Genomic DNA, 24,750 nt, shown 5'->3' on the forward strand with positions numbered 1-24,750 from the left:
TCCCCGTTCATGCTGAGCCTGTCGAAGCACCGTCCCTCTTGCGGCGAGGTGCAACCCTTCGACAAGCTCAGGTCAAACGGATCAGAGCAGTTTGTCCAGCGTGATCGGCAGCGATCGGATGCGCTTGCCCGTCGCGTTGAACACCGCATTCGCCACAGCCGCGCCGACGCCGGTGATGCCGATCTCGCCGATGCCGCGCGCGCCCATCGGCGTGTGCGGATCGGGGATGTCGGTCCAGATCACGTCGATCTCGGGTACGTCCATGTGCACCGGCACATGATAATCGGAGAGGCTCGGGTTCATGATCCGCCCCGATCGCGTGTCGAGCAACGTCTCCTCGGTGAGCGCGAGGCCCAGCCCCATGATGATGCCGCCGCGAAACTGGCTCATCGCCGTCTTCGGATTGAGGATCCGCCCGCAGTCGAACGATCCCAGGAAGCGGCTCACACGGGTCTCGCCCGTGACCGTACTGACCTTGACCTCGCAGAACATGGCGCCGTGCGAGTGCATCGACCAATGCTGCAGCTCCAAAGGCTTGGCGGCTTCGCCCAACACGCTGATCTCGTTCCGCTGCGCCCGGCTGAGGATCGAGGCATAGCTTTCGAACCGTTCCGGCTCGTCCAGCTTGCAAAGCCCGCCGTCGCGGCCGCCGACCTCGTCGGGCTTGAGCCCCGCCAGCGGCGAATCGTTGCCCGCCAGCTGCAGCAGCTCCGTCACCAGCAGCGCGTGCGCGGCGATGATCGAGGCGCCGATCGACGCCGTCTGTTGCGATCCGCCCGCCAGCACGACGCCCGGCATGAGGCTGTCGCCATAGCGGAACGTGACCTGATCCAGCCCGAGCCCCAGCCGGTCGGCGGTGACCTGCGTATGTGCGGTCGCTGTCCCCATCCCCATTTCATGCGCGGCGATCTCGATGGTCGCATGACCGTCGCGGGTCAGCGTCATCCGCGCGGCACCGCCCGGCATGCGATGATAGGGATAGGTTCCCGTCGCAACGCCCATGCCGATCAGCCATTCGCCCTCGCGGCGGCTGCCCGGCACGGCTTTGCGCTTGTTCCACCCGAACGCCTCGGCGCCTTGGGCATAGGCTTTGGCGATATCCAGCTGCGAGTGCGGCAGGCCCTTCACGGGATCCTTGTCCGGTTCGTTGCGGTGCCGGATCTCGATCGGGTCCATGCCGATCTGGTGCGCGAGCTCGTCGATCGCGCATTCCAGTGCGAAGGTGCCGACGGCCTCCCCCGGCGCGCGCATGAAAGTGTTCGCGAGCATGTCGACATAGGCGATGTCGACTTCCAGCTTGAAGCTGCCGGCGCCGTAGACGCTCATCGTCGGCAGGATGAAAGGCTCGGGAAAGGCGTTGCTCCGCGTCGTCGCGGAAATGCCCGTATGCACGATCGCGGCGAACACACCGTCCGCTCCGGCGCCGATTGCGACCCGTTGCTCGGTCAGCGATCGCCCCCCGACGACCCGATATACGCCCTCGCGCGACAGCATGATCCGCACCGGACGCCCGACCAGCTTCGCCGCCGCCGCGGCCAGCACCTGATGCTGCCACAGCGTCTTGCTGCCGAATCCCCCGCCCACGAAGGGCGAGGTCACGTGCACCTGATCTTCGCCGATCCCGAACATATGGCCCATCGACCAGGCCATGTGTGCCACCGCCTGGCTCGCATCGTGGATCCGCAGGGTATCGCCCTGCCACGCGACCGTAGCTGCGTGCAGCTCGATCGGATTGTGCGTGTGGTAGGGCGTCTCGTAGACCGCATCGATCCTGTGCGGCGCGGCGGCGAGCGCGGCCTCGGCATCGCCGATCTCGATCTTCAGCGGCGATCCCATGAACAGCCCCGGCTCCACGCCCACCCCCTTCGCTTCGGCGAAGGACGTCACCGACGGCGCGACCTCGTAGGTCACGTCGATCAGCGACGTCGCATGATCGGCCTGTTCCTGCGTCTCGGCGAGGACAACCGCGATCGGCTGGCCGTTCCAGTGTATCTCCGGATCCTGCATCACCGGCAGGGACGCGCCGCCCGCCGCCTTGGCGTTCGATCCGAAGCCGGGCATCGGCTTCATCCGCGGCGCATTCTTGTAGGTCATCACGAGCGCGACGCCTTCGGCCGCTTCCGCCGCCTGCGCGTCGATCGTGGCGATCCGGCCGCGCGCGATCGTGCTGAACAGCACGGCCGCATAGACCATGCCGTCCATCGGGAATTCCGCCGCGAAGGGCGCGGCACCGCGAACCTTGAGCGGCCCGTCGATCCGCGAGAGCGAGCGGCCGACATGGCCATGCTGGTGTACGATCAGCGGATCGGGCACGCCGCCGGGTATCCAGCTGTCCGGTGCGACCGCGATCGCCTTCATCATCACGCCTTGGACGGCGCCCTGCACGGCGGCCTTCGCGTCGGCCAGCTTGTTGTCGCTCATGCGGACACCCCCGTCAGTTCGGCGAGTACGGCGGTGATCGTCCGTTTCGCGAGCTCGATCTTGAACGCATTGTCGGCGAGCGGTGCGGCGCCTTCCAGCGCCGCCTCCGCCGCAGCCCGAAACGCATTTTCGCTGGGCTGCGCACCGATCAGCGCCGCCTCAGCCCTGAACGCGCGCCACGGCTTGTGGGCAACGCCGCCAAGCGCCAGTCGAGCCTCCCGCACCGTGCCGTCCTCGGCCAGATCGACGGCCGCCGCCACCGAGACGAGCGCGAACGCATAGCTCGAACGATCGCGCACCTTGCGGTAGGTCGAGCGCACCGCAAACGGCAGCGCCGGCAGTTCGACGCCGGTGATCAGTTCGCCCGGCTCGAGCAGCGTCTCGATATCGGGCCGCCCCTCGGGCAGGCGGTGGAGATCGGTGAAGGGTAGCGTCCGCGCCCCGCCTGCTCCTTGAAGATGCACCGTCGCTCCGATCGCCGCGAGCGCCACGCACATGTCGGACGGATGCGTCGCGACGCAGGCGGGTGAGGCGCCGAGGATCGCGTGCATCCGGTTGAAGCCGTCGATCGCATCGCAGCCCACGCCGGGCGCGCGCTTGTTGCAGCGCGCGGCCTCGTCGTAGAAATAGGCGCAGCGCGTCCGCTGGAGCATATTGCCGGCTACGGTCGCCATGTTGCGGATCTGCCCGCTGGCGCCCGCCAGGATCGCCCGCGCCAAAAGCGGATAGCGCGTGCGGATGAGGCGATGCTCGGCAACGGCGGTGTTGCGCGTCGCCGCCCCGATGAGCAGGCCGCCGCCGCCCGTCTCCTCGATCCCGGAAGATAACCCGGTCACGTCGACGAGTGCGGTCGGCGCCTCGATCTGCTCGCGCATCAGATCGACGAGGTTCGTCCCGCCGCCCAGATATTTGGTGCCGGCACGTTCGCCCTGACGAAGCGCCTCGGCGGTATCGCCGGCGCGTGCGAAGGTGAACGGCGTCATTCCGCCGCCTCCGTCGCATAGGTTTCGCGGATCGCGTCGATGATCCCGTTATAGGCACCGCAGCGGCACAGGTTGCCGCTCATCCGCTCGCGCAATTCGTCGTCGCTCAGCACCGGCGCATCCGCACCAAGATCGGCGGTCACCACGCTCGGCACACCGCGCCGCACTTCGGCGGCCATGCCGATCGCCGAGCAGATCTGGCCCGGCGTGCAATAGCCGCACTGGAAGCCGTCATGGACGATGAAGGCCTGCTGCAACGGGTGCAGCGCGCCATCCTCGGACAGGCCTTCGATCGTCGTCACCGCGCGCCCGTCGACCTGCACCGCTAGCGTCAGGCAGGACAGGATCCGCTCGCCGTCGACGAGCACGGTGCAGGCGCCGCACGCGCCCTGATCGCAGCCCTTCTTGGTGCCGGACAGGCCGAGCCGCTCGCGCAACAGATCGAGCAGCGAGACGCGTGCGTCCTGCGGGGGAGAATAAGCCGTGCCGTTGATCGTGATCGCCATGGTCGCTCCAGGCTTGGGGTGGCCACCAAGCGCTCGACGCCGCCATTTCGCTCCCGCGGCCCACGAAAAAGACGGGAGCCGCAGCGGGCTGCGCGAGTTGTGCGTCGAGCGGATGATGGACATTGAGGATAGCAAAATGGCGACGTTCAACAAAGACATGACGAAGCTCGCGCAGGAGAACAGCTATTTCCAGCGCGAGGTCTATCTCGACAAGAATATCCAGATCGTCCTGATGAGCCTCGAGCCGGGCGAGGATATTGGCGAGGAGACGCACCGCGCCGACCAGACGACCTATTTCGTCGCGGGCACCGGACAGGCGGTGATCGACGGCAGCCGCACGAAGGTGACGGCGAACCACATGATCGTCATCCCGCAGGGCGCGAAGCACAATATCATCAACAAGGGCACGGCCCCGCTCAAGCTCTTCTCGGTCTATGCGCCCCCCGCCGAGGATCCCGGCGTCGCGCATCGCACGAAGGCTGCCGCCGAAGCTGCCGAGGAAGGCGTCGTGTCGAAGGCGGTCAAGGCCGTGACCAAGGCGGCCGGCGATCTCAAGACGCGGGTGACGAAGGCGAAATAAGCTCAGCTCCGATATCGGCTGGGGTACGCCCCCCCGTTCGGTTCGAGCAGCTTCGAGCGAAGTCGAGAAGCGGCGGTCGAGAAATCTTGCGCTGACTTCTCGACTGCGTTCTCGGCTATGCTCGAACTCCACTCGAAGCGAACGGAGGAATTTTAGGCGTCGATCTCGCGATCCTCGACATTCGTGACGATCGCCGGCTCCGGCTCGGCGGCGCCGTCTAGCATCGTCTCCATCGCCGCGATCATCGCCGATCCGCCTTCCTCGGCGAGCGACGCGCCCGCGCGCAGGAAGGCGAACAGCTCGCGCCCGGTGCCCGGCGCCTGGCGCGGCCTCACCGCCGCGGTCCGCGCCATCCACTCGATCGGATCCACCAGCGCCTCAATCAGCCCCTCCTCGGCCGACAGGCGGACGATGTCGCCGTCGCGCAGCCGTCCGATCGGCCCGCCCGCCAGCGCCTCGGGCGAGAGATGGATCGCCGCCGGCACCTTGCCGCTCGCGCCCGACATGCGCCCGTCGGTCACCAGCGCGACCTTGAAGCCCTTGTCCTGAATCGAGCCCAAGGGCGGCGTCAGCTTGTGCAGCTCGGGCATGCCGTTGGCGCGCGGTCCCTGGAAGCGGACGACGATCACGACGTCGCGGAACAGCTCGCCGGCCTTGTAGGCGGCGATCACCTCGTCCTGATCGGCGAAGATCCGCGCCGGCGCCTCGATCGTCCAGCGCTCCTCGTCCACCGCGCTCGTCTTGAAGGTCGCGCGGCCGAGATTGCCCGCGACGAGGCGCATGCCCCCGTCCGGCTGGAACGGCGCGGAGGCGGGGCGCAGCATCGCTTCGTTGCGCGTCTCCACCACCGGGGTCCAGCTGAGCGCGTCACCCTCGAACGAGGGCTCGCCGGCATAAGCCGCCAGCCCACCCTCCCAGACCGTCAGAATGTCGTCGTGGAGCAGCCCCGCCTCGATCAGGGTGTGGACCACGAACGAGATGCCGCCCGCCTCGTGGAAGCCGTTCACGTCGCCCGGCCCGTTGGGATAGACGCGCGCGATCAGCGGCACCGCCGCCGACAGCCGATCGAGATCCTCCCAGTCGATCAGGATTCCCGCGGCGCGCGCGATTGCGGGCAGATGGATCGCATGGTTGGTCGATCCGCCCGTTGCGAGCAGGCCGACCGCGGCATTGACGATCGCTTTCTCGTCGACGCAGCGCCCGAGCGGCCGATAATCATCGCCGTCCCAGCCGATCGCGGCGAGCCGGTGGACGGCGGCGCGCGTCAATTCCTGGCGCAGCTTCGTGCCCGGATGGACGAAGGAGGCGGCGGGCACGTGCAGGCCCATCATCTCCATCATCATCTGATTGCTGTTGGCGGTGCCGTAGAAGGTGCAGGTGCCCGCCGAATGATAAGAGCGGCTCTCGCCCTCCAGCAGCTCGGCCTCGCCGACCTTGCCCTCGGCATAATCCTGGCGGATCCGGGCTTTCTCCTTGTTCGGCAGCCCCGTGCCCATCGGCCCGCTTGGGATCAGGATCATCGGCAGATGGCCGAAGCGCAGCGCGCCGATCAGCAGCCCCGGCACGATCTTGTCGCAGATGCCGAGCAAAGCTGCGCCTTCGAACATGCCGTGGCTGAGCCCGATCGCGGTCGAGAGCGCGATCGTGTCGCGGCTGAACAGGGACAGCTCCATGCCCGGCTGGCCTTGGGTGACGCCGTCACACATCGCCGGCACACCGCCCGCGACCTGCGCGGTCGCGCCGATCTCGCGCGCGAACAGCTTCATCTGCTCGGGATAGCGGCCATAAGGCTGATGCGCGGAGAGCATGTCGTTATAGGCGGTGACGATGCCGATGTTCATCGCCCGCTGCGATATGATCGCTTTCTTGTCCTCGCCCGATGCGGCGAAGCCGTGCGCGAGATTGCCGCACGACAGACGCGGCCGATCGACGCCGAACTCCCGCTCGGCCCCGATTAGTTCCAGGTAAGCGGCGCGTGTCCGGCGGGACCGCTCGATAATACGATCGGTGACGGCGGCGATGCGGGGGTCGAGGGTCATGGCTCGCTCCTGCGAGATGGGGGGGTCTAGGCAGCGGCCAGCACGGTCGCCGCGCCGAACAGGCCGGGTTCCGGATGGTTGATCATCGCGACGGGAATAGCATGCATCATCGTCTCGAAGCGCCCCTTGGCACGGAAACGTGACAAGAGCAGGCCTGTGTCCAGCTTGTCGCCGATCCGCGGCAGGATGCCGCCGGCGAGCACCACCGCGCCTGCGCCCTGCGCCAGCGCGATATCGCCCGCCACAGTGCCGAGCAGCATCAACCACCGTTCCATCGAGGCGAAGGCGTGAAGATCCTGGCCCGATTGCGCCGCTTCCCACAGCGACACCTGTTCGGGCGGCACGATCGCGCGATTTTCGAGATTGGCCAGAGCGATGTGGATCTGGACGAGGCCGGGTCCCGACACGAAACGCTCGGCCGAGACGCGCGGATAACGGCCGAGCAGGAAGCGCAGCATCTGGATATCGACTTCGTCGGCGGGCGCGAAGCCGACATGGCCGCCCTCGCACGGCACGACGCGGGGCTGTCCGCCACTGAAGTGGATCGAGGCGACGCCCAGCCCCGAGCCCGGCCCGACAATCGAGACCACCCCGTCCGATGGCAGCTCGAACGCGCCACCGTCCAGCCGCCTGAAATCCTCCGGGCCGAACGCGCCGACGGCGGTCGCGATCGCCTCGAAATCGTTGATCAGCCGCGCGCTTTCCAGCCCGAGCCGCTCGGCGAGCCCCGCCGGGCGCAGCACCCATGGGCTGTTCGTCAGCTTCACCTCCTCGCGCCCGACCGGGCCGGCCAGCGCGAACACGCCGTGCGCGGCCTGCATGTCGATGCTCGCCGCATAATGGCGATAAGCCGCCTCGAAGCTCGGATAGTCGGCCGTACGATATTTCTGCTCGTGCGCGATGGCGACCTTCCCGTCCGCCCTGCGCAGTGCGCAGGCGAAGCGGGCATTGGTGCCGCCGATGTCGGCGACGATGCCGAGCGGTCCCGATTCCGCCATTTCCCGTCGCTCCCGTTCGTCGATCCGAGTCAAAGTCAGCCGAACGAGCCGACCGCATATCGCGCGCCCCTATCCGGTCGCGCGCCCTCAGGGTCAAGGCTGCCGGGGATCGCGACGATGCGGCGTGCGGGCTTCGCGCCGTTCCGCAAAGGGATTAGGACGGCGCGCATAAGAAGACAGGCACGGAGAGACCATGACACGGATCGCCTTCATCGGGCTCGGCAATATGGGCGGCGGCATGGCCGCGAACCTCGCCGCCAGGCGGCACGAGGTCGCCGCTTTCGATCTGTCCGCCGACGCACTCGCGCGGGCCGCAGACGCAGGCTGCCGCATCGCCGACAGCGCCGCGGACGCCGCGCGCGCCGCCGATGCGGTCGTCACGATGCTGCCGGCCGGCCAGCATGTCGAAGCCGTCTATCGCGAGATCCTCGGATCGCTCGCCCCCGGCGCGGTACTGATCGATTGCTCGACGATCGATGTCGCCACCGCGCGGACGATCGCGGCGCTGGCCCGCGAGCAGGGCCTTGAGGCCGTCGACGCCCCCGTCTCGGGCGGCATCGCCGCCGCCGCGGCGGGCACGCTGACCTTCATGGTCGGCGGATCCGCCGACGGTTTCGCGCGCGCGCGGCCGATCCTCGCGGACATGGGCAAGGCGGTGATCCACGCCGGCGATCATGGCGCGGGCCAGGCCGCCAAGATCTGCAACAACATGATTCTCGGCGCGACGATGCTCGTCACCTGCGAAGCCTTCGCGCTCGCCGAAAAGCTCGGCCTCGACGCGCAGGCCTTCTACGATGTCGCCTCGGTCAGTTCGGGCCAGAGCTGGTCGATGACGAGCTATTGCCCGGTCCCCGGCGTCGGCCCGGAAACCCCCGCCGATCGCGACTATCGAGGCGGCTTCGCGGCCGCGCTGATGCTGAAGGACCTGAAGCTGGCGCAGGAAGCCGCGGCTACGGCAGGCGCCAGGACGCCGATGGGCGCGCTCGCCGAGCAATCCTATGCCGCATTCGTCGCCGGCGAAGGCCATGCCGCGCTCGATTTCTCGGCGATCATCAAAACGCTCTGAACTGCCCGGGGCGCCTCAGAATTTGGCGACCTCGGACTGCGTGCCGATCGCGACGCGATACTGGACATCCCCTTCGCGCGGCAACGCCTGCTGCCACTGTTCGCCCGCATAGAGGCGCCGGCTCGGCAGCGGCTGGCAATCGGTCGGCGCCGCCGGGCTGCATACCTTACCCTCATAGACCTCGACATTGGTGTTGCCGCCATTGGTGAGCGTCAGCGCATTGCCCTGCCGCTGACCCTTCAGCCCCGATTGCAGCGTCTCGGGCCGCAGGATCACGAGCACGTCATAGCCGATCAGCACCTTGATCGCGGTGACCGGCGCCGACACCGGACCCGCGACGGGCTTGACGATGACCCGCCAGATGCGATCCTTCGCCTCGCGCGCGCCGACCGCGGCGATGCGGATCAGCTTGCGCTCCTGCGGCTGCAGGATCAGCCGCTGCGGTGTGACGAGCAGCCCGCCCACCGCCGGATCCTCCACGGCCACGCGTTTCTCGTCCGGCTGGCCCGGCGCGACGATCTCCGCCGGCTGCGCGACGACGTAGGATACCTCCTTGCTGTCGTTCCAGACCTCGATGTCCTGCGCCATCTGATGCGTGGGCTGAATGTCGATCACCGCCTGGCTGAGCGTCAGCCCGGCGCGCGCCGGCGCGGCGGCGATCAGCAGCATCGCCGCTGCCGCCAGCGCCTTCAGCATCTTCGGCTCCGTCAGGGTCTGCACGTCACGTCTCCCAATGCGGTATAGGCCTTTGTGGACGGTGCGGCGGCGAGCATGGCCTTGCACACGCTGCCATCGGATCGTCTCACTGTCAGGACGGCATCATGCGCCGCCTGCAGCTGAAAATAGCCGCGATCGTCGGTCGCGGCGATCGCGCCGTCGGTCGTGATGTCGGCATTGGCGATGATCGAGCCGTCGGGCTGGACGATCCGGCCGAACATCGCCGTCACCAGATCCGCCTTCCAGGCGAGCGATGCGACGCTGCCCGGATAAACGTCTATGGTTCGCGGCTTCGCATCGAAGGAAACCAGATCGGTTCCAAGCGGCCGGATCCGGACCGTATAGCGACGGTAAGGCGGTACTGCGATCGTCAGGCGCTTGCCCGGCGCGACGATGCCCTCCGGCGAATCGTCGATCAGCACCTCGAACCGCGTGTCGCGCGCGCCGCCGGTCAGGCGAACCGCGATGACGCTGTCATTCTGGTCGCGCGCGCCGATCCGGATGGCGTGGGCGTCGGCGACGATCGCGCTCTGCAGCGCCAGCGCGAATTGGGTCGCGCTGCGGCCGTGATCGAAGCGCTGGATCACGCTCGCCGAGCCATAGCCGGCGGGTCCACGTCCGTCTGCACTGGCGCGCAGCAGGGTGCCCTCCCCGCCCGTCTGGATATCGCCCGACGCCGACATCTCGCCACCCAGCACATGATCGCGCTGGATCGAGCCGCCGACCTGCGCATAGCCCGATGTCCTGCGATCGATCGCATTGCTCTGCGCGCCGAGATTGGCGTTGATCGCGCTGCGCCGCCCGAACACCTGCAATCGCAGCCCCGCCGCGAACGATCGGCCGCGATTGGTCGCCGCATAGCTGCCGTCGAGCGACACCTGGAGCCGCTCGCGCTGCAGGATCGGCCAGCGGATCGTCGGCCCGATCGCATAGCGGATGACATGCTCGCCATCGCGCTGCGCATACGCCGATGCTCCGATCTGCGCCTGGCCGATGCGGTACGAAAGGTTTGCAAACAATTGCGTGAAGGTCCGCCCCAGAATCTGCGCCTGCTGCGCGGCGATGTCGGTCGCCGAGATCGTTGCCGACTGGGCATCGCCGATCGGGATCAGCGACTTTCCGTCGCGGCTATGCACGTGGCGCAGGTCGAAATTGTAGCCGAGCCGGCCCGCGCTCGCCGAAACCGCCTGCGCCACCACGCCATAATCGCCCACCGTCGATCCCAGCACGGCGACGCGCGCCTGCATCGGCCTGGTCAGGAACGACACGCCCACCTCGGCAAGCCGCTTGCGATTCGTCGCCATCAGCACTCCGTCAAAGGCGAAATGCGTCCCGAACCGGCGCGCCGCCCCGGCCACTGCCAGCGGCACATGGCTGACGCCGAGCAACGGCCCCTCGCGATCGGCAGCGAGCAGCCCGGCATTGGCGAAGAAGATCGTCCGCCCCGGCGGCGGGATCGAGGCGCTCTTGGTGAAGAAGCGCGTCTCGCTGCGCGCGGCGCCGCTTGCTTCCTGGATTCGTATCTCCACCGGATAGGCGCCGTCGGGCAGTCCGCTCGTGTCGAGCGCCTGATTGCCCGCATCATAGACGCGCGACGCGATCAGCCGCCCCGAGCTGTAAAGATCGACGCGCGCGCGCTGTCCCAGGAAGACGATCAACGGCGTCCCGGTCATGATCGTCCGGTCGGCGCGCGTATCGAATTGCGAAGCGAAGCCCGCGCCCACGATCCGCCGCCGCCCGACCAGATCCGCGCCGGGCACATAATAGACGCCGGCCGTGTAGCGCAGATCGGGCCGGTCCATCTGCGCGGCAAACGTATCGACATCCACGCTGCGGCCCGACGAGATCGACGTATCGGACAGCAACCGCACCGTCCCGAGCCCCAGCACCGCGCGGTTGCGCAGGCTGTAGATGAGCGGGCCCGTGCTGCCGCCGACGAGCGCGCCGCTGACCGTATCGACGAGCGTCGGACCGCGCACCGATTGCCTCAGATAGCGGTCCGCCGTCGCCGAGCGGATCGCGAGCAGCCGGGGATTGATATAGAGATCGACGCGAAAGCGCTGCTGATCGAGCACGATCGCCGCGATCTCGGGCATTGGTCGCGCGCACACCGCATCGGCCGAAGCGCACAGGAAGCGCGCGTTGGTCTCCAGCATGCCCGACAGCACGACGCGGACCGCCGCGGGATCGACGAGCCCGGGAACCGCGGCCAAAACCCGCTCGGGCTGGAGGATGCGCAGCGATCCCGGCGACGCCTCCACCTCGAACTGGCCGATCCGCTGGCCGCCGAAGAAGAAATCCGCGACCATCCTCTGGTCGCGCGCCAGCCCGGCGAATTCGGCCGGCATGCCCGCGCTGACCATGTCGCCGTCTCCTGACGTCGTCGCCGACCAGGCAGGAGCGATCGCGAGCCACGCCAGCGACGCCAATATCAGCCGGAGGAGAGAGGAAGGCCATCCGATCATCGCGCGTCAATTGGCGGCGAGGATGATGGTCAGCGTGCCGTTGTAATTGCCGGCGCGCGCCGCGACGATCGCGGTGCCGCGGATCACGAGGATCAGGCTTGCGTCGGTCGCGCCGATGACCGGGCAGGACAGGAGCATCGTCTGGCCGGGCAAGGCGCTGCCCGCCGTCAGATTGGTGCCCGATGTCTGGCCCGACGAGCCGGCCCACTGGACTTCGTAGGCGAGCGTCGCGCCGCCATTGGCCAGCGTGAAGGCGCCGCCCGCGCCCGATCCCGTCGCGGTGACGCTGTATTTCCCGCCGAGCAGTCCGCTATAGGCGCAGACCGACTGCGTCTTCGTCTGGTCGACTCCCGTCGTCGGCAGGGCACCGAAATCGACATCGCTCAGGTTCGAGATGTTGACGTTCTGCGCACGCACGGATGGCGTCGCGACCAACAGGATCGCGACGGCAAGGCATGTCGGGATCGCGTGGGCACGAACGCCGCTCATGGCCGCACCACGCGTTTACGCCGCTGCTATTGCGGCGTGACGAGCAGGGTCAGCGTACCCGTATAGGACGTGCCGGCCGTCATGCTCTGCAGGTTCGGGGCGGTGATGCCGACGATGAGGCTCGACGTCGTCGTCGGGCTCGTGCTGCAGGTGGGATTCACCGCGGTCGAGGTCATCCCCGCGAGCGGCGTGCCCGATGTCAGGCCCGTGCCGCTGCTCTGGCCGGTGCTGGCCGCCCACTGAACCGAATAGGGGACGGAGAGCCCGCCATTGGCGAGCGTGAAGGCGCCGCTCGTGCCGCTGCCCGTGGCGGTGATGCTGTAGCCCTTGGTCGCGGTGTTGGTCCACACGCAGTCGCTCTGCGCATTGGTCGCGGCCGTGCCGGGATCGACCGCCGAGAAGGTCACGTCGGTGAGGCCGGTGATCTGCGCGCGATTGGCGACGCTCGCGGTGATCGTGATCGTGCCCGTAGAGGTCGTGCCGAGCGTGCCCTGCGTCGCCGCGCCGGCAGGACCCGCGATCAGCGCACCACTCAACACCATCACGCCGATCCGGCGAAGAAACTCGATCGACTGCCCCATTACGCGTTCCCTTACTAATCCCCGGAAGACCGACGGAAAGCCCGGCCTTTGGTTCGATCCGCACAGAGGGCCGGTGCGGTTAACGAAATATTGTGTCGGCTCGCGGGGAGCCCGCGGTTTCGACCAAAGTCGGACGGGCACGCGAAAATTGGTCCGGCGCGGACGCTTCCCGCGCGGCGCCTCCTTGGGAAGCTGGGGCTCGATCCAAGGCCGGTATCGCCCGATATCCGGAAAGTCATGGTCAGCGCCGCGATCGCGCCTAGCATGGTGCCGCCGACGATCTCACGTTGGCCAATGAGCCGGATCGGCCAGGGAGAGGATCGATGGAAAGACGCGCATTCATGGCGCTCGGCGGCGCCGCCTTGGCCACGTCGGGGCTCGGCCTCGGTTCCGCGGTCGGCGCCCCGGCCAGGACCGCTCCCAAAAGCAGGAAGCCGCTGCTGATGAAGCTCGGCTGCCAGAGCGAGCCCTCAACCGAGGAGCATTTCGCCTTCTTCGCGCGCTACGGCATCCACAATATCTGCGCCAAGCCCGAAGCGTCGGGCGGGCGCCTCTATTCCACCGTGGAAGAGCTCGAGGCGCTCAAGGCGATGGCCGCGCGCCATCAGCTGCAGGTGGATATGGTGCAGCCGATCCTGCTGCCGTCGAGCCATATCGACAAGGAAGCGCACCCCGCGATCATGCTCGCGAACAGCCCCGAGCGCGATCGCGACATCGAGGCGTTCCAGATCCTGATCCGCAACTGCGCCAAGGCCGGCCTGCCCGCGATCAAATATAATATGAGCCTGCTCGGCGTGCTGCGCGTGGGCGACGTGCCCGGACGCGGCGACGCACGCTATCTGGAATGGGACGCGGCCACCGCGAAGCCCAAGACACCTCTCACGCGCGCCGGCCCGGTCGATGCGGACGCCTTCTGGGAGCGGATCACCTATTTCCTCGATCGCGTCGTGCCCGTCGCCAACGAATATAAGGTCCGCATCGCCTGCCACCCGCATGACCCCGGCGTGCCGCCGCAGGGCTATCAGGGCATCGATCGCGTGCTCGGCACGATCGACGGTCTCAAGCGCTTCGTCACCATCCGCGAGAGCACCTATCACGGCCTCAATTTCTGCCAGGGCACGATCTCGGAGGATCTCGCCGATCCGAACACGCAGATCCACGACGTGATCCGCTGGTTCGGCACGCGCAAAAAGATCTTCAACGTCCACTTCCGCAACATCCGCGGTCACCGCGACAAGTTCCTCGAAGTCTATCCCGACGAGGGCAGCGTCGACATGGTCCGCGCGCTCGAGACGTATCGCGAGGTCGGCTATGATGGGATGATCATGCCCGATCACGTTCCCGAAGTGCCCGGCAATCCGGGCGCGCGCGAGGCCAGCTTCGCCTTCTGCTACGGCTATATCCGTGGGCTGATGCAATCGGCCGAGCGACTGGCGTAGATCAAGCAGACAGCGTCATGCTGACCTCGTTTCAGCATCCATGACCCGCACCCAGCGGCATGCGAAACCGTGATGTCGGTCCATGAATCCTGAAACGAGTTCAGGATGACGGCTTCGTGGGCGATATGGATCATGGATCGATCGATGCCCGCTTGGACATGGCCGCGCTTTCAGGCTGTGCCTAAGCAAGGCTGACAGAGCCGCACGCAGCGGCCGGGACACATTCGGGCCGTCGCTATGCGATGGTCGGCAGGGAGGATAGGCCAGAATGGCAGGCATCGCACAACGACCGGGCCGGGTCCGCTATACGATCCTGGCGATGCTCTTCCTCGTGTCGATCATCAATTATGCCGATCGCTCGATCCTCGCCATCACCGCCCCCTTGCTGTCCAAGGATCTCGGGATCGATCCGCTCCAGCTCGGCATCGTCTTCTCGGCGTTCGGCTGGGCCTATGTGATCGCGCAGCTGCCCGGCGGCTGGGCGCTCGATCGCTTCGGCACCAAGCGCGTCTATCTGATCGGCATCACATTGTGGTCGATCTTCACCGCCGCGCAGGGCACCGTGCTCGCGTTCGGTGCGGGCGCCGCCGTCTCGATCCTGTTCGCGCTTCGCTTCCTCGTCGGCTTCGCCGAAGGCCCGTCCTTCCCCGGCAATGCGCGGCTCGTCGCTGCCTGGTTCCCCGCCGCCGAGCGCGGCACGGCATCCGCTATCTTCAATAGCTCGCAATATTTCGCGACCGTGCTGTTCGCGCCGATCATGGGCTACATCACCTTCACCTTCGGCTGGCCCTATACCTTCTTCTTCATGGGCGGCCTCGGCATCCTCGCGGCCTTGCTCTGGACGGTGACGATCTACGGGCCCCGCGCGCATCCGCGCGTCACCGATGCCGAGATCGATTTCATCGCCGCCGGCGGCGCGCTTGTCGAACTGGACCGCAACGCCGTCGCCCGCCCGCCCGCCATTCCTGGCGAGATGGCCGCGAACCTGCGCATCCTGCTCAGCAACCGCACGCTCTGGGGCGTCTATATCGGTCAGTTCGCGATCAACACGCTCACTTATTTCTTCATCACCTGGTTCCCGGTCTATCTGGTCCAGGAGCGCGGCATGACGATCATGAAGGCGGGCTTGTTCGCCTCCGCCCCCGCCATCTGCGGGTTCCTCGGCGGCGTGCTCGGCGGGGTCTGGTCGGATTGGCTGCTGCGGCGCGGTTATTCGCTGACGATCGCGCGCAAGGTGCCCGTCGTCAGCGGCATGCTCGTCAGCCTCGCGATCGTCGCGTGCAACTATGTTGATACGAACACGCTCGTCCTGCTGTTCATGAGCATCGCCTTCTTCGGCAAGGGGATCGGCGCGCTCGGCTGGGCGGTCATCGCCGATGTCGCCCCGCGCAAGACCGCAGGACTCAGCGGCGGGCTGTTCAACATGGTCGGCAATCTCTCGTCGATCCTGACGCCGATCATCATCGGCGGAATTCTCAAGAGCACCGGTTCGTTCAAGCTCGCGCTCGTGTTCGTGGCCTGCAACGCGCTTCTCGCGGCGTTCAGCTACCTCGTCATCGCCGGCAAGATCGAGCGGATCGAGGACGCACCCGACACCGCCCTCCGCCCGGCTATCGCATGATCCGGCGCCGATACCCGATCCGCATCGGCCAAGTCGCTTTTTGAGTTAGCAACAGAGCCTTACGACCGGCACTCATGATCACCATCCCGCGGCGCCACGAAGGCTACCGCTCGCCCAAGGACCAGGACAATGATGTCACCGAATGAAATGGCCAAGACGATCGGCGCGGGATTGCTGTCATTCCCCGTGACTCATTTCGACGAGAACCAGCAGTTCATCGAGGGCGCCTATCGCGAGCATTGCGCGTGGCTCGCGAGCTACGATGTCGCCGGGCTGTTCGCGGCCGGCGGCACGGGCGAATTCTTCTCGCTGACACCCACCGAAGTCGTCACCGTCGTCAAGGCCGCCGCGCAGGAAGTGAAGGGCATTCCCCTGCTGTCCGGCTGCGGCTACGGCACCGCGATCGCGATCGAGATGGCCAAGGGCGTCGAGGGCGCCGGCGCGGACGGCATCCTGCTGCTCCCGCCCTATCTCACCAACGCCACGCAGGAAGGCCTCGAGGCGCATATCGAGGCGGTCTGCAAGGCGACGGGCCTCGGCGTGATCGTCTATAATCGCGACAACGGCATCATCGACGAGGATACGCTCGCGCGCCTGTGCGATCGCAACCCGAACCTTGTCGGCTTCAAGGACGGCGTCGGCGATATCGAGCTGATGATGCGCGTCTATGCCAAGATGGGCGATCGCCTGACCTATGTCGGCGGCCTCCCCACCGCCGAGACCTTCGCGCCGGCCTATCTGGAAATGGGCGTCACGACCTATTCGTCGGCGATCTTCAATTTCATGCCGGAATGGGCGCTCGATTTCTACGCCGCGGTCCGCGCGCGCGATACCGAGACGATCATGAACGGGCTGCGCGATTTCGTGATCCCGTACATCACGTTGCGCAACAAGGGTAAGGGCTATGCGGTCTCGATCGTGAAGGCCGGCATGAAGGTCATCGGCCGCGACGCGGGCCCCGTCCGCCTGCCGCTGACCGATCTCAATCCGGCCGAGCTCGCCGAGCTTGCCGCTCTGATCGAGAAGGCCAATGGCAGCATGCAGGCCAAGGGCCTGAAGGCGGCCTGATCCACATGGCTGCGGTCGAACTCGGACAGCGCGACGCCGCGGGCCTGCCCGCGATCGTCGAGATGAAGGTCGTCCCCGTCGCCGGGCAGGACAGCATGTTGCTGAACCTGTCCGGCGCGCACGCCCCGTTCTTCACGCGCAATGTCGTCCTGATCCGCGACGCCTCCGGGCGCACGGGGCTAGGCGAGGTGCCGGGCGGCGAGCCGATCCGGCGTACGCTGGAGGATGCGCGCGCAATCGTGGAAGGCGCGCGCGTCGGCGATCATGCGCGCGTGCTCAATGCGGTGCGTACCGCCTTCGCCGCGCGCGACGCCGGCGGGCGGGGCCTGCAGACCTTCGATCTGCGGACGACGATCCACGTCGTCACCGCCATCGAGGCGGCGATGCTCGATCTGCTCGGCCAGCATCTGAATCTCCCCGTCGCGGCTTTGCTCGGCGACGGGCAGCAGCGCGACCGCGTCGAGATGCTCGGCTACCTCTTCTACATCGGCGATTCCCGGAAGACCGATCTCCCCTATCGCGACGCAGGCGGAGCCGCCGACCGCTGGGAAAGCCTGCGCGACAGGGAAGCCCTTACCCCCGATGCGGTCGTCGCGCTCGCCGAGGCCACGCAGGAGCGCTACGGCTTCCGAGATTTCAAGCTCAAGGGCGGCGTCCTTTCCGCCGACGCGGAGATGGAAGCCGCGACCGCGCTCGCCCGCCGCTTCCCCGAGGCCCGCGTCACGCTCGATCCCAACGGTGCCTGGTCGCTCGCCGAGGCGATCCGGGTCTGCAAGGGGCGGGGCGACGTGCTCGCTTATGCCGAGGATCCGTGCGGCGCCGAGGACGGCTTTTCGGGCCGCGAGATCATGGCCGAGTTCCGGCGCGCAACCGGCCTGCCCACCGCGACCAACATGATCGCCACCGACTGGCGCCAGCTCCACGCCGCGATCCGCTTGGACGCGATCGATATCCCGCTCGCCGATCCACATTTCTGGACGATGCAGGGCTCGGTCCGCGTGGGCCAGCTCTGCAACGAGCTCGGCCTGACCTGGGGCTCGCACTCGAACAACCATTTCGACATTTCGCTGGCGATGTTCACGCATGTCGCCGCCGCGGTCCCCGGGCGCGTCACCGCGATCGATACGCACTGGATCTGGCAGGACGGCCAGCGCCTGACGCGCGATCCGCTGCGGATCGAGGACGGCCATGTCGCGGTGCCCGAGAGATCGGGTCTCGGCATTGAGATCGACTGCGATGCGCTGGAGGCGGCGCACCGCCTCTATCAGCAGCACGGCCTAGGCGCGCGTGACGATGGCGCGGGCATGCAATATCTGGTCGAGGGCTGGTCGTTCGACAACAAGCGTCCCTGCCTCGTCCGCTAAACATATGTTAGCATGCTTGCCGATCGGCTCCGATAGGCGCAGGCCCCGGTGATGTTCGAACTCATGCAGCTGCGCTGCTTCGTCGCGGTCGCGGAGGAGCTCCATTTCGGCAAGGCCGCAGCACGCATGTGCATGACGCAGCCGCCCTTGAGCCGCCAGATCCAGATCCTCGAGCGGATCCTCGATGTCGAATTGTTCAAGCGCAGCAGCCGCTCGGTCGAGCTGACCGCCGCCGGCGCCGCCTTCATGAGCGATGCGCGCCGTATCGTCCGCCTCGCCGACAATGCCCGGCTCACCGCGCGCCGCGCCGCGACCGGCGAAGTCGGCGCGCTCACGCTCGGCTTCACCGCCGCCTCGGGCTACAGTTTCGTGCCCAAGCTTATCTCGCATGCGCGCACCGGCCTGCCCAATGTCGATCTCCGTCTGAAGGAAATGGTCAGCGTCGAGCAGATCGATGCGCTGATGGCCGGGCAGATCGATATCGGCCTGCTCCGCCCCCCGCTGCGCCGCGCCGAACTCGGCTCGCAGCTCGTGATGCGCGAAGGGCTGCTGATAGCCAGCCTCGACGCAGGCATAGATGGCCGCCCGCCGCCGCGCGCGCTCGCCGATTTCAACGATCACCCCGTCGTCATGTATTCCCCCGACGGTGCCCGCTACTTCCACGATCTCGTCCAGGGGTTGATGACCAATGCCGGCGTCGCGCCGCGCTACGTCCAGTATCTGAGCCAGATCCACTCGATCCTCGCGCTCGTCGGCGCGGGCCTGGGCGCGGCGATCGTGCCCGAGGCGGCACGCGCCCTGCACATGGACGGGATCAGCTTCCATCCGCTGGAGGAAGCCAGCGAATCGGTCGAACTCCTCCTCTCGTGGCGCCACGACAACGACAATCCCGCGATCCAGCGCTTCCTCAAGCGCATGGAGACGATCGGGGGCGATCCTTCACAATAGCCCAATCACACCGACCGCTTATCCTGAGGAGCCACTGAGCATGTCGAAGTGGCGTCTCGAAGGACGGCTGGGAAGGTGAATGTCCTTCGAAACGGGCCTTCGCCAAAGCTCAGTCCCTCCTCAGGATGAGCGGATTGGGGTTTTGTATCGATCAATCGCCGGAGCGCATTGGTCTCGCGCCCACCCCCGCCGCTAAACTCCGCGCGCCGGCCCCGCCGGCGGGAGAGAAGAATATGAAGATCAAGCGCGTCACGGTCACGCCGATCGCCTTCCGTGATCCGCCTCTGCTCAATGCGAGCGGCATCCACGAGCCTTATGCCTTGCGCTCGATCATCGAGGTCGAGGCCGACAACGGCGTGATCGGCCTCGGCGAAAGCTATGGCGACGCGCCCGTGCTCGCCGCCCTGCTGGCGCTGCGCGAACCGCTCGTCGGCCTCAGCATCTTCGATCTCAACGGACTCGAAACGCGCGTCCGCGCGATCCTGTCGACGCTGCCGCCGCCCGAGGCCGGCGCCGAACTCGCCCCCGGCTCGCACCCCTCCAAGCAGATCCCGAACGCTTACTCCGCGTTCGAGGTCGCCCTGCTCGATGCGCAGGCGCGCACGATCGGCGTGCCGCTCGTCGAACTGCTCGGCGGCGCGGTCCGCGACAAGGTCCCGTTCAGCGCCTATCTCTTCTTTAAATATGCCGCGCATATCGACGATTGCTATCCGCCCGATCCTTGGGGCGAGGCGATCGATCCCGCAGGCATCGTCGCGCAGGCCAAGCGTATGATCGACGCGCACGGCTTCGAGAGCATCAAGCTGAAGGCGGGCGCACTGGAACCCGAGGTCGAATGCGCCGCGATCGTTGCGCTGTCCGAAGCGTTCCCCGGCCTGCCCTTGCGGATCGATCCCAACGGCAATTGGTCGCTGGAGACCGCGGTCAATTGCGCCGACCAGCTCTACGAGATGCTCGAATATTATGAGGATCCGGTCCCCGGCCTGCAGGGCATGGCCGATCTCCACCGCCGCACCGGCCTGCCGCTCGCGACCAATATGGTCGTCACCGATTTCGACGAGTTGCGCCAAAGCCTGAGCCTCGACAGTGTCCAGATCGTGCTGTCCGATCACCATTATTGGGGCGGGCTCAGGCGCACGCAGATGCTCGCGCAGATGTGCGAGGTCTTCGGCCTGGGCCTGTCGATGCACTCCAATTCGCATCTCGGCATCAGCCTGATGGCGATGACGCACCTTGCCGCCGCCACGCCGCGCCTTAGCTATGCGTGCGATACCCATTATCCGTGGGTGGAAGAGGAGGACGAGGTGATCGTCGGTGGCAAGGTTCCGATCATCGGCGGCTGTGTCGCGATCACCGATGCGCCCGGCCTCGGCGTAGAGCTCGACCGCGACATGGTCGCCGCGCTTCACGATCTCTATCGCACGATCGACATCAGAAGCCGCGATGATGCGCGGCAGATGCGAAAATATCGGCCCGATTGGTCGACCAAGAAGCCCCGTTTCTGATTTCCCGGAGTATGTCATGACGATCCAAGGCAGCATGTTCATCGGCGCGCACGAAGTGACGGGCAGCAACGGCCAGGTCTTCGGTATCGATCCCGCCACGGGCGAGCAGCTTGATCCCGCCTTCGGCGGCGCGACTCCTGCCGATCTCGAACGCGCTTGCGCGCTCGCTGCCGAAGCCGCCGAACCCTTTGCCGCGCTCGCGCCTGCCAAGCGCGCCGACTTCCTCGAAAGCATCGCCGAGAAGATCATGGCGCTCGGCGACGATCTGATCGTCCGCGTCATGCAGGAGAGCGGCCTGCCGCGCGCCCGGCTGGAAGGCGAGCGCGGGCGCACGTGCAACCAGCTCCGCCTGTTCGCCGGCGTGCTGCGCGCGGGCCATTATCTCGATGTGCGGATCGATCCTGCGCTGCCCGATCGCGCACCGCCGCGGCCCGATCTGCGCGTCGCCAATGAGGCGATCGGCCCCGTCGCGGTGTTCGGCGCGTCGAACTTCCCGCTCGCTTTCTCGGTCGCGGGCGGCGACACCGCCTCCGCGCTCGCCGCCGGCTGCCCCGTCGTCGCCAAGGCGCACCCCGCGCATCCCGGCACGTCCGAACTGATCGGGCGCGCGGTGCGCGATGCGGTCGCCGCCGCCGGCCTGCCCGAAGGCGTCTTCTCGCTGATCATGGACAGCGGCCACGCGATCGGCGCCGCACTCGTCGCCGATCCGCGCATCAAGGCAGTGGGCTTCACCGGCTCGCGCCGCGGCGGCCTCGCGCTCCTCGAGATCGCACGCCAGCGCGCCGAGCCGATCCCGGTCTATGCCGAAATGAGCTCGATCAACCCGGTCGTCCTGTTCCCCCGCGCGCTCGCCGAAAAGGCCGAGGCGACCGCCAAGGCGTTCGTCGGCTCGCTGACGCTGGGCGCGGGGCAGTTCTGCACCAATCCGGGCCTCGTCCTCGCCGTGGAGGGCGAGGCGCTCGACCGCTTCGTGATCGCCGCGGGTGAGGCGCTGACGACGCTGCCCGCGCAGACGATGCTCACCCCGGGGATCGCCTCGGCCTATCGCGAAGGCGTCGCCGCGCTCACCGGCCATGCCGATGTCGAGATCGTCGCGCGCGGGGCCGAGGGCGGCCAGCATGGCGGCCAGGCGGGCCTGTTCGTCACCTCGGCCGAAGCCTTCCTCGCCCATCGCGAGCTTCAGGACGAGATTTTCGGTGCGGCATCGCTCGTCGTGCGCTGCCCCGATCTGGCGACATTGGGCACCGTGATCGATGCGCTGGAGGGCCAGCTCACCGCCGCGATCCACATCGTCCCCGCCGACGAGCCCGCCGCCGCCGATCTCCTGCCCCGCCTGCGCGCCAAAGTCGGCCGCCTGCTCGTCAACGGCTACGGAACGGGCGTCGAGGTCGCGCACGCGATGGTGCATGGCGGCCCCTACCCCGCCACCTCGGACGCGCGTACCACCTCGGTCGGCAGCCTCGCGATCGCCCGCTTCCTGCGCCCGGTCTGCTACCAGGACATGCCCGAGGCCCTGCTGCCGGACGCGCTGAAGCAGGCGAACCCGCTCGGCGTGCCGCGTCTGGTGGATGGCGCGATGCAGGCGGGCTGACCACGAATCCCCGTCCGCTCATCCTGAGGAGCCATTGAGCGAAGCCGAAATGGCGTCTCGAAGGACCATCGCAAAGATGCGGTCCTTCGAGACGGGCCTTCGCCAAGCTCAGTCCCTCCTCAGGATGAGCGGGTGCTAAAAATTCGGCGGCCTCAGCCTCCAAACACTTCGGTCGCTACCGTCCATGCCCGGGCCTGATCGGTCAGCGTCACGCCCAGCCCCAGCCGGTCCGGCACGAGCATCTTGCCGTCCTTGGTCTCCAGCCGCTCGTTGAACAGCGGCTCCAGCCAGTCGAAATGCTCGACCCACGCATCGTGCGGGTAAGCCGCCGAGAGGTGGACGTGGATCTCCATCGCGAAGTGCGGCGCCATCTTCAGGTGGCGCTGCTCGCCCATCGCCATGATCTTCAGGAATTGCGTGATCCCGCCGACCCGCGCCGCGTCGGGCTGCATGAACCCCACCGCATCCTGGCGGATGAACTCCCAGTGTTCGGCGGGGCTCGTCAACATCTCGCCGCTCGCGATCGGCGTCGCCAGCATCGCCGAGAGCTTGGCATGGCCCGCCGCGTCATAGGCATCGAGCGGCTCCTCGATCCAGATCAGGTCGAACTGCTCCATCGCGCGGCCCATCCGCATCGCGGTCGGCCGGTCCCATTGCTGGTTGGCGTCGACCATCAGCGGCGTCGTCGGGCCGACATGCTTGCGCACCGCCTCCATCCGCTTGAGATCGGTCGCGGTATCAGGCTGGCCGACCTTGATCTTAATGCCGGCGATGCCGTTGCCGAGCGCCTCGTCGATATTATCGAGCACCTGCTCGATCGGCGTCGAGAGGAAGCCGCCGCTCGTATTGTAGCAGGAGACGCCGTCACGATAGCTGCCCAGCAATTTGGCGAGCGGCAGCCCCGCGCGCTTGGCCTTCATGTCCCACAAGGCATTGTCGAACGCCGCGATCGCCTGCGTCGAGAGCCCCGAACGCCCGACCGACGCGCCCGCCCAGACGAGCTTCGTCCAGATCTTGCCGATGTCGCTCGGATCCTCGCCGATCAGCAGCTGGCCGATCTCCTTGGCATGCGCATATTGTCCCGGCCCGCCGGCGCGCTTCGAGTAGCTGAAGCCCAGCCCCTCCTGGCCGCCCGCGGTGCGGATCTCGCAGAACAGGAACGCGACTTCGGTCAGCGGCTTCTGCCGCCCGGTCAGCACCTTGGCGTCGCTGACCGGCGTCTTCAGCGGCAGGAAGGCGAGCGAGAGTTTGACCTCGTCGATGCGGTCGGCGGTGGGAAAGCTCATGCTGGTCCTTCGTTCATTCGGTGAGGCCCATGCGGGCGAGTTGGACGCGGGCGCATTCCTGCTGGACGCGCACATAGCGCTGATAGGTGTCGGCGCCGATCACGAACGGATTGGGATCGCCCGGCAGCGCATGCCGGATCAGCTCCTCGCGCTCCAGCGTCTCCGCGTGAAGCGGATGGTTGGCGATCAACGTATCGACGCCCGCCGCCTTGGTCAGCTCCGCCCAGCGCCCGAAGGCGGGAATGCTCGCGCGCAGGCCCGCTTCGTCGCGCCCGCCGCCGGTGCCGCCGTTGAAGCCGACAATATGCTTCTGACCATGATCGGTGACGGCGAAGATCGCCGAGAGCGTCCCCGGCGTATGCCCCGGCGTCACGTAGAAGCGGATGCTGGTATCACCCAGCGTCAGCGTCTGGCCGTCGGCGATCACCATGTCGCGCTTCGGCGTCACGAGATCCTTGAACGGCCCGCTGGCCGATCCCTTTTCCATCATCGCCCAGTCGGCCGCCGCGGCGATCACCTTGGCGCCCGTGGTTCGCTGGAGCCAGTCGGCGCCGCCATAATGGTCGCCATGGCCGTGCGTCAGGACGATATATTTGATCTGCTTGGGATCGAGTCCCAGCGCGATCATGTTCGGCACGAGCAGGTGCTCGGCCTCGTCCGCATTGTCGAGCGTGTCGAACAGGATCAGCCCGGCGCTCGTCTTCAGCACATAGGCCGAGACCGCATTCTGGCCGACCGAGTAGAATTGGTCGAACACCTTCGTTGGCGTGATCTTGCCGTCATATTGGATGCCGCGCACCCGCACCGGATAGACCGGGCTGATGATGCAGCGATGCGCCATGTCGGCGAACAGGTCCGCCCCCGCGATCTTGCGCGCGGCCGAGAGATGAGTGGCGACCGCCGCCTCGTTCGCCTTGGGAAATGCGGTCGGCGCGGGATAGTCGGCCGCGGCGCGGGGTGCCCTGCCCGCCTCCTGGGCAAGGGAAGCGGGGGAGGCGAGCACGGCAAGCGCGACGCCCGCCACCGTTGCGAGAGACGCTCTCTTCACGGTGTTTCTTCCCTCTGGGGGTGGGAGGAATGCGG

21 protein-coding genes are annotated in these 24,750 nt (G+C 67.2%); 10 read left to right on the forward strand and 11 right to left on the reverse strand.

Annotated features, from left to right (window positions below; genetic code table 11):
* Window positions 1-81 precede the first annotated feature (81 nt).
* The 3 genes from Q4F19_RS11450 to Q4F19_RS11460 are packed head-to-tail and all read right to left on the reverse strand — an operon-like array spanning window position 82 to window position 3,910.
* Window positions 82-2,421, reverse strand: coding sequence for a xanthine dehydrogenase family protein molybdopterin-binding subunit (locus Q4F19_RS11450; protein WP_303542641.1), 2,340 nt, complete (start codon window positions 2,419-2,421; stop codon window positions 82-84).
* Window positions 2,418-3,404, reverse strand: coding sequence for an FAD binding domain-containing protein (locus tag Q4F19_RS11455; RefSeq protein ID WP_303542643.1), 987 nt, complete (start codon window positions 3,402-3,404; stop codon window positions 2,418-2,420). Before Q4F19_RS11455 ends, Q4F19_RS11450 begins: the two co-directional genes overlap by 4 nt.
* On the reverse strand, window positions 3,401-3,910 hold the full coding sequence (locus Q4F19_RS11460) for a 2Fe-2S iron-sulfur cluster-binding protein (protein ID WP_303542645.1): 510 nt from the start codon (window positions 3,908-3,910) through the stop codon (window positions 3,401-3,403). The genes Q4F19_RS11455 and Q4F19_RS11460 overlap by 4 nt, the downstream gene beginning before the upstream one ends.
* A 136-nt stretch (window positions 3,911-4,046) precedes the next feature.
* On the opposite strand from Q4F19_RS11460, the gene Q4F19_RS11465 reads away from it, so the two are divergent.
* Window positions 4,047-4,490 (forward strand): cupin domain-containing protein, encoded by a 444-nt coding sequence (locus tag Q4F19_RS11465; RefSeq protein ID WP_303542647.1) that lies wholly within the window; start codon window positions 4,047-4,049, stop codon window positions 4,488-4,490.
* 152 nt (window positions 4,491-4,642) lie between these two features.
* Here the strand turns inward: Q4F19_RS11465 and edd are convergent, their stop codons facing one another.
* Together edd and Q4F19_RS11475 are read right to left on the reverse strand one after the other, a co-directional pair.
* Complete coding sequence (gene edd, locus Q4F19_RS11470; RefSeq protein ID WP_303542648.1) at window positions 4,643-6,529, reverse strand: phosphogluconate dehydratase; 1,887 nt, start codon at window positions 6,527-6,529, stop codon at window positions 4,643-4,645.
* A 26-nt stretch (window positions 6,530-6,555) separates the two neighbouring features.
* Complete coding sequence (locus Q4F19_RS11475; RefSeq protein ID WP_303542649.1) at window positions 6,556-7,527, reverse strand: glucokinase; 972 nt, start codon at window positions 7,525-7,527, stop codon at window positions 6,556-6,558.
* A gap of 193 nt (window positions 7,528-7,720) precedes the next feature.
* Here Q4F19_RS11475 and mmsB point away from each other — a divergent pair, with 193 nt between their 5' ends.
* Window positions 7,721-8,593, forward strand: a complete 873-nt coding sequence (gene mmsB, locus Q4F19_RS11480) for a 3-hydroxyisobutyrate dehydrogenase (RefSeq protein ID WP_303542650.1) — start codon at window positions 7,721-7,723, stop codon at window positions 8,591-8,593.
* Window positions 8,594-8,608: 15 nt separating this feature from the next.
* On the opposite strand, the gene Q4F19_RS11485 is transcribed toward mmsB, so the two are convergent.
* Together Q4F19_RS11485 and Q4F19_RS11490 are read right to left on the reverse strand one after the other, a co-directional pair.
* Window positions 8,609-9,313 (reverse strand): hypothetical protein, encoded by a 705-nt coding sequence (locus Q4F19_RS11485; RefSeq protein WP_303542652.1) that lies wholly within the window; start codon window positions 9,311-9,313, stop codon window positions 8,609-8,611.
* The gene (locus Q4F19_RS11490) at window positions 9,301-11,673 is read right to left on the reverse strand and encodes a TcfC E-set like domain-containing protein (protein ID WP_303542653.1); all 2,373 of its coding nucleotides are present in this window, start codon (window positions 11,671-11,673) and stop codon (window positions 9,301-9,303) included. Before Q4F19_RS11490 ends, Q4F19_RS11485 begins: the two co-directional genes overlap by 13 nt.
* Here Q4F19_RS11490 and Q4F19_RS11495 point away from each other — a divergent pair.
* Complete coding sequence (locus tag Q4F19_RS11495; RefSeq protein ID WP_303542655.1) at window positions 11,657-11,821, forward strand: hypothetical protein; 165 nt, start codon at window positions 11,657-11,659, stop codon at window positions 11,819-11,821. The genes Q4F19_RS11490 and Q4F19_RS11495 overlap by 17 nt on opposite strands.
* On the opposite strand, the gene Q4F19_RS11500 is transcribed toward Q4F19_RS11495, so the two are convergent.
* The gene (locus Q4F19_RS11500; RefSeq protein WP_303542657.1) at window positions 11,782-12,264 is read right to left on the reverse strand and encodes a hypothetical protein; all 483 of its coding nucleotides are present in this window, start codon (window positions 12,262-12,264) and stop codon (window positions 11,782-11,784) included. The genes Q4F19_RS11495 and Q4F19_RS11500 overlap by 40 nt on opposite strands.
* A gap of 26 nt (window positions 12,265-12,290) precedes the next feature.
* Window positions 12,291-12,845 carry a hypothetical protein gene (locus Q4F19_RS11505; protein WP_303542659.1) on the reverse strand — a complete coding sequence of 185 codons (555 nt, stop codon included), beginning with the start codon at window positions 12,843-12,845 and terminating at the stop codon, window positions 12,291-12,293.
* A 323-nt stretch (window positions 12,846-13,168) separates the two neighbouring features.
* Between Q4F19_RS11505 and Q4F19_RS11510 the strand changes: the two genes are divergently transcribed.
* The 7 genes from Q4F19_RS11510 (at window position 13,169) to Q4F19_RS11540 (ending at window position 22,381) form a co-directional block, all read left to right on the forward strand.
* Window positions 13,169-14,284 carry a mannonate dehydratase gene (locus Q4F19_RS11510; protein WP_303542661.1) on the forward strand — a complete coding sequence of 372 codons (1,116 nt, stop codon included), beginning with the start codon at window positions 13,169-13,171 and terminating at the stop codon, window positions 14,282-14,284.
* Window positions 14,285-14,552: 268 nt separating this feature from the next.
* A complete protein-coding gene (locus Q4F19_RS11515; RefSeq protein ID WP_303542663.1) occupies window positions 14,553-15,905 on the forward strand; it encodes an MFS transporter in 1,353 nt (450 codons plus the stop codon).
* 129 nt (window positions 15,906-16,034) lie between these two features.
* A complete protein-coding gene (gene kdgD, locus Q4F19_RS11520) occupies window positions 16,035-16,973 on the forward strand; it encodes a 5-dehydro-4-deoxyglucarate dehydratase (RefSeq protein WP_341850185.1) in 939 nt (312 codons plus the stop codon).
* Between the two features lie 5 nt (window positions 16,974-16,978).
* On the forward strand, window positions 16,979-18,337 hold the full coding sequence (locus Q4F19_RS11525) for an enolase C-terminal domain-like protein (protein WP_303542665.1): 1,359 nt from the start codon (window positions 16,979-16,981) through the stop codon (window positions 18,335-18,337).
* 51 nt (window positions 18,338-18,388) lie between these two features.
* Window positions 18,389-19,285 (forward strand): LysR substrate-binding domain-containing protein, encoded by an 897-nt coding sequence (locus Q4F19_RS11530; protein WP_303542810.1) that lies wholly within the window; start codon window positions 18,389-18,391, stop codon window positions 19,283-19,285.
* 233 nt (window positions 19,286-19,518) lie between these two features.
* Entirely contained in the window at window positions 19,519-20,790 is a 1,272-nt protein-coding gene (locus Q4F19_RS11535) for a glucarate dehydratase family protein (RefSeq protein ID WP_303542667.1), read from the forward strand.
* Between the two features lie 16 nt (window positions 20,791-20,806).
* The gene (locus Q4F19_RS11540; RefSeq protein WP_431312394.1) at window positions 20,807-22,381 is read left to right on the forward strand and encodes an aldehyde dehydrogenase (NADP(+)); all 1,575 of its coding nucleotides are present in this window, start codon (window positions 20,807-20,809) and stop codon (window positions 22,379-22,381) included.
* 152 nt (window positions 22,382-22,533) lie between these two features.
* Here the strand turns inward: Q4F19_RS11540 and Q4F19_RS11545 are convergent, their stop codons facing one another.
* Entirely contained in the window at window positions 22,534-23,667 is a 1,134-nt protein-coding gene (locus tag Q4F19_RS11545) for an L-talarate/galactarate dehydratase (RefSeq protein WP_303542668.1), read from the reverse strand.
* A gap of 13 nt (window positions 23,668-23,680) precedes the next feature.
* Window positions 23,681-24,715, reverse strand: a complete 1,035-nt coding sequence (locus Q4F19_RS11550) for an MBL fold metallo-hydrolase (RefSeq protein WP_303542669.1) — start codon at window positions 24,713-24,715, stop codon at window positions 23,681-23,683.
* Between the last annotated feature and the right edge of the window lie 35 nt (window positions 24,716-24,750).

Source organism: Sphingomonas natans, assembly GCF_030546695.1.
GTDB classification, from domain to species: domain Bacteria; phylum Pseudomonadota; class Alphaproteobacteria; order Sphingomonadales; family Sphingomonadaceae; genus Sphingomonas_I; species Sphingomonas_I natans.

What these genes read in the sequence shown, in the direction of transcription:
- Q4F19_RS11450 (WP_303542641.1), bottom strand. Translation starts at nt 2,421, where the DNA reads ATGAGCGACAACAAGCTGGCCGACGCGAAGGCCGCCGTGCAGGGCGCC.
- Q4F19_RS11455 (WP_303542643.1), bottom strand. Translation starts at nt 3,404, where the DNA reads ATGACGCCGTTCACCTTCGCACGCGCCGGCGATACCGCCGAGGCGCTT.
- Q4F19_RS11460 (WP_303542645.1), bottom strand. Translation starts at nt 3,910, where the DNA reads ATGGCGATCACGATCAACGGCACGGCTTATTCTCCCCCGCAGGACGCA.
- Q4F19_RS11465 (WP_303542647.1), top strand. Translation starts at nt 4,047, where the DNA reads ATGGCGACGTTCAACAAAGACATGACGAAGCTCGCGCAGGAGAACAGC.
- edd (WP_303542648.1), bottom strand. Translation starts at nt 6,529, where the DNA reads ATGACCCTCGACCCCCGCATCGCCGCCGTCACCGATCGTATTATCGAG.
- Q4F19_RS11475 (WP_303542649.1), bottom strand. Translation starts at nt 7,527, where the DNA reads ATGGCGGAATCGGGACCGCTCGGCATCGTCGCCGACATCGGCGGCACC.
- mmsB (WP_303542650.1), top strand. Translation starts at nt 7,721, where the DNA reads ATGACACGGATCGCCTTCATCGGGCTCGGCAATATGGGCGGCGGCATG.
- Q4F19_RS11495 (WP_303542655.1), top strand. Translation starts at nt 11,657, where the DNA reads ATGCCCGCGCTGACCATGTCGCCGTCTCCTGACGTCGTCGCCGACCAG.
- Q4F19_RS11490 (WP_303542653.1), bottom strand. Translation starts at nt 11,673, where the DNA reads ATGGTCAGCGCGGGCATGCCGGCCGAATTCGCCGGGCTGGCGCGCGAC.
- Q4F19_RS11500 (WP_303542657.1), bottom strand. Translation starts at nt 12,264, where the DNA reads ATGAGCGGCGTTCGTGCCCACGCGATCCCGACATGCCTTGCCGTCGCG.
- Q4F19_RS11505 (WP_303542659.1), bottom strand. Translation starts at nt 12,845, where the DNA reads ATGGGGCAGTCGATCGAGTTTCTTCGCCGGATCGGCGTGATGGTGTTG.
- Q4F19_RS11510 (WP_303542661.1), top strand. Translation starts at nt 13,169, where the DNA reads ATGGAAAGACGCGCATTCATGGCGCTCGGCGGCGCCGCCTTGGCCACG.
- Q4F19_RS11515 (WP_303542663.1), top strand. Translation starts at nt 14,553, where the DNA reads ATGGCAGGCATCGCACAACGACCGGGCCGGGTCCGCTATACGATCCTG.
- kdgD (WP_341850185.1), top strand. Translation starts at nt 16,035, where the DNA reads ATGATGTCACCGAATGAAATGGCCAAGACGATCGGCGCGGGATTGCTG.
- Q4F19_RS11525 (WP_303542665.1), top strand. Translation starts at nt 16,979, where the DNA reads ATGGCTGCGGTCGAACTCGGACAGCGCGACGCCGCGGGCCTGCCCGCG.
- Q4F19_RS11530 (WP_303542810.1), top strand. Translation starts at nt 18,389, where the DNA reads ATGTTCGAACTCATGCAGCTGCGCTGCTTCGTCGCGGTCGCGGAGGAG.
- Q4F19_RS11535 (WP_303542667.1), top strand. Translation starts at nt 19,519, where the DNA reads ATGAAGATCAAGCGCGTCACGGTCACGCCGATCGCCTTCCGTGATCCG.
- Q4F19_RS11540 (WP_431312394.1), top strand. Translation starts at nt 20,807, where the DNA reads ATGACGATCCAAGGCAGCATGTTCATCGGCGCGCACGAAGTGACGGGC.
- Q4F19_RS11545 (WP_303542668.1), bottom strand. Translation starts at nt 23,667, where the DNA reads ATGAGCTTTCCCACCGCCGACCGCATCGACGAGGTCAAACTCTCGCTC.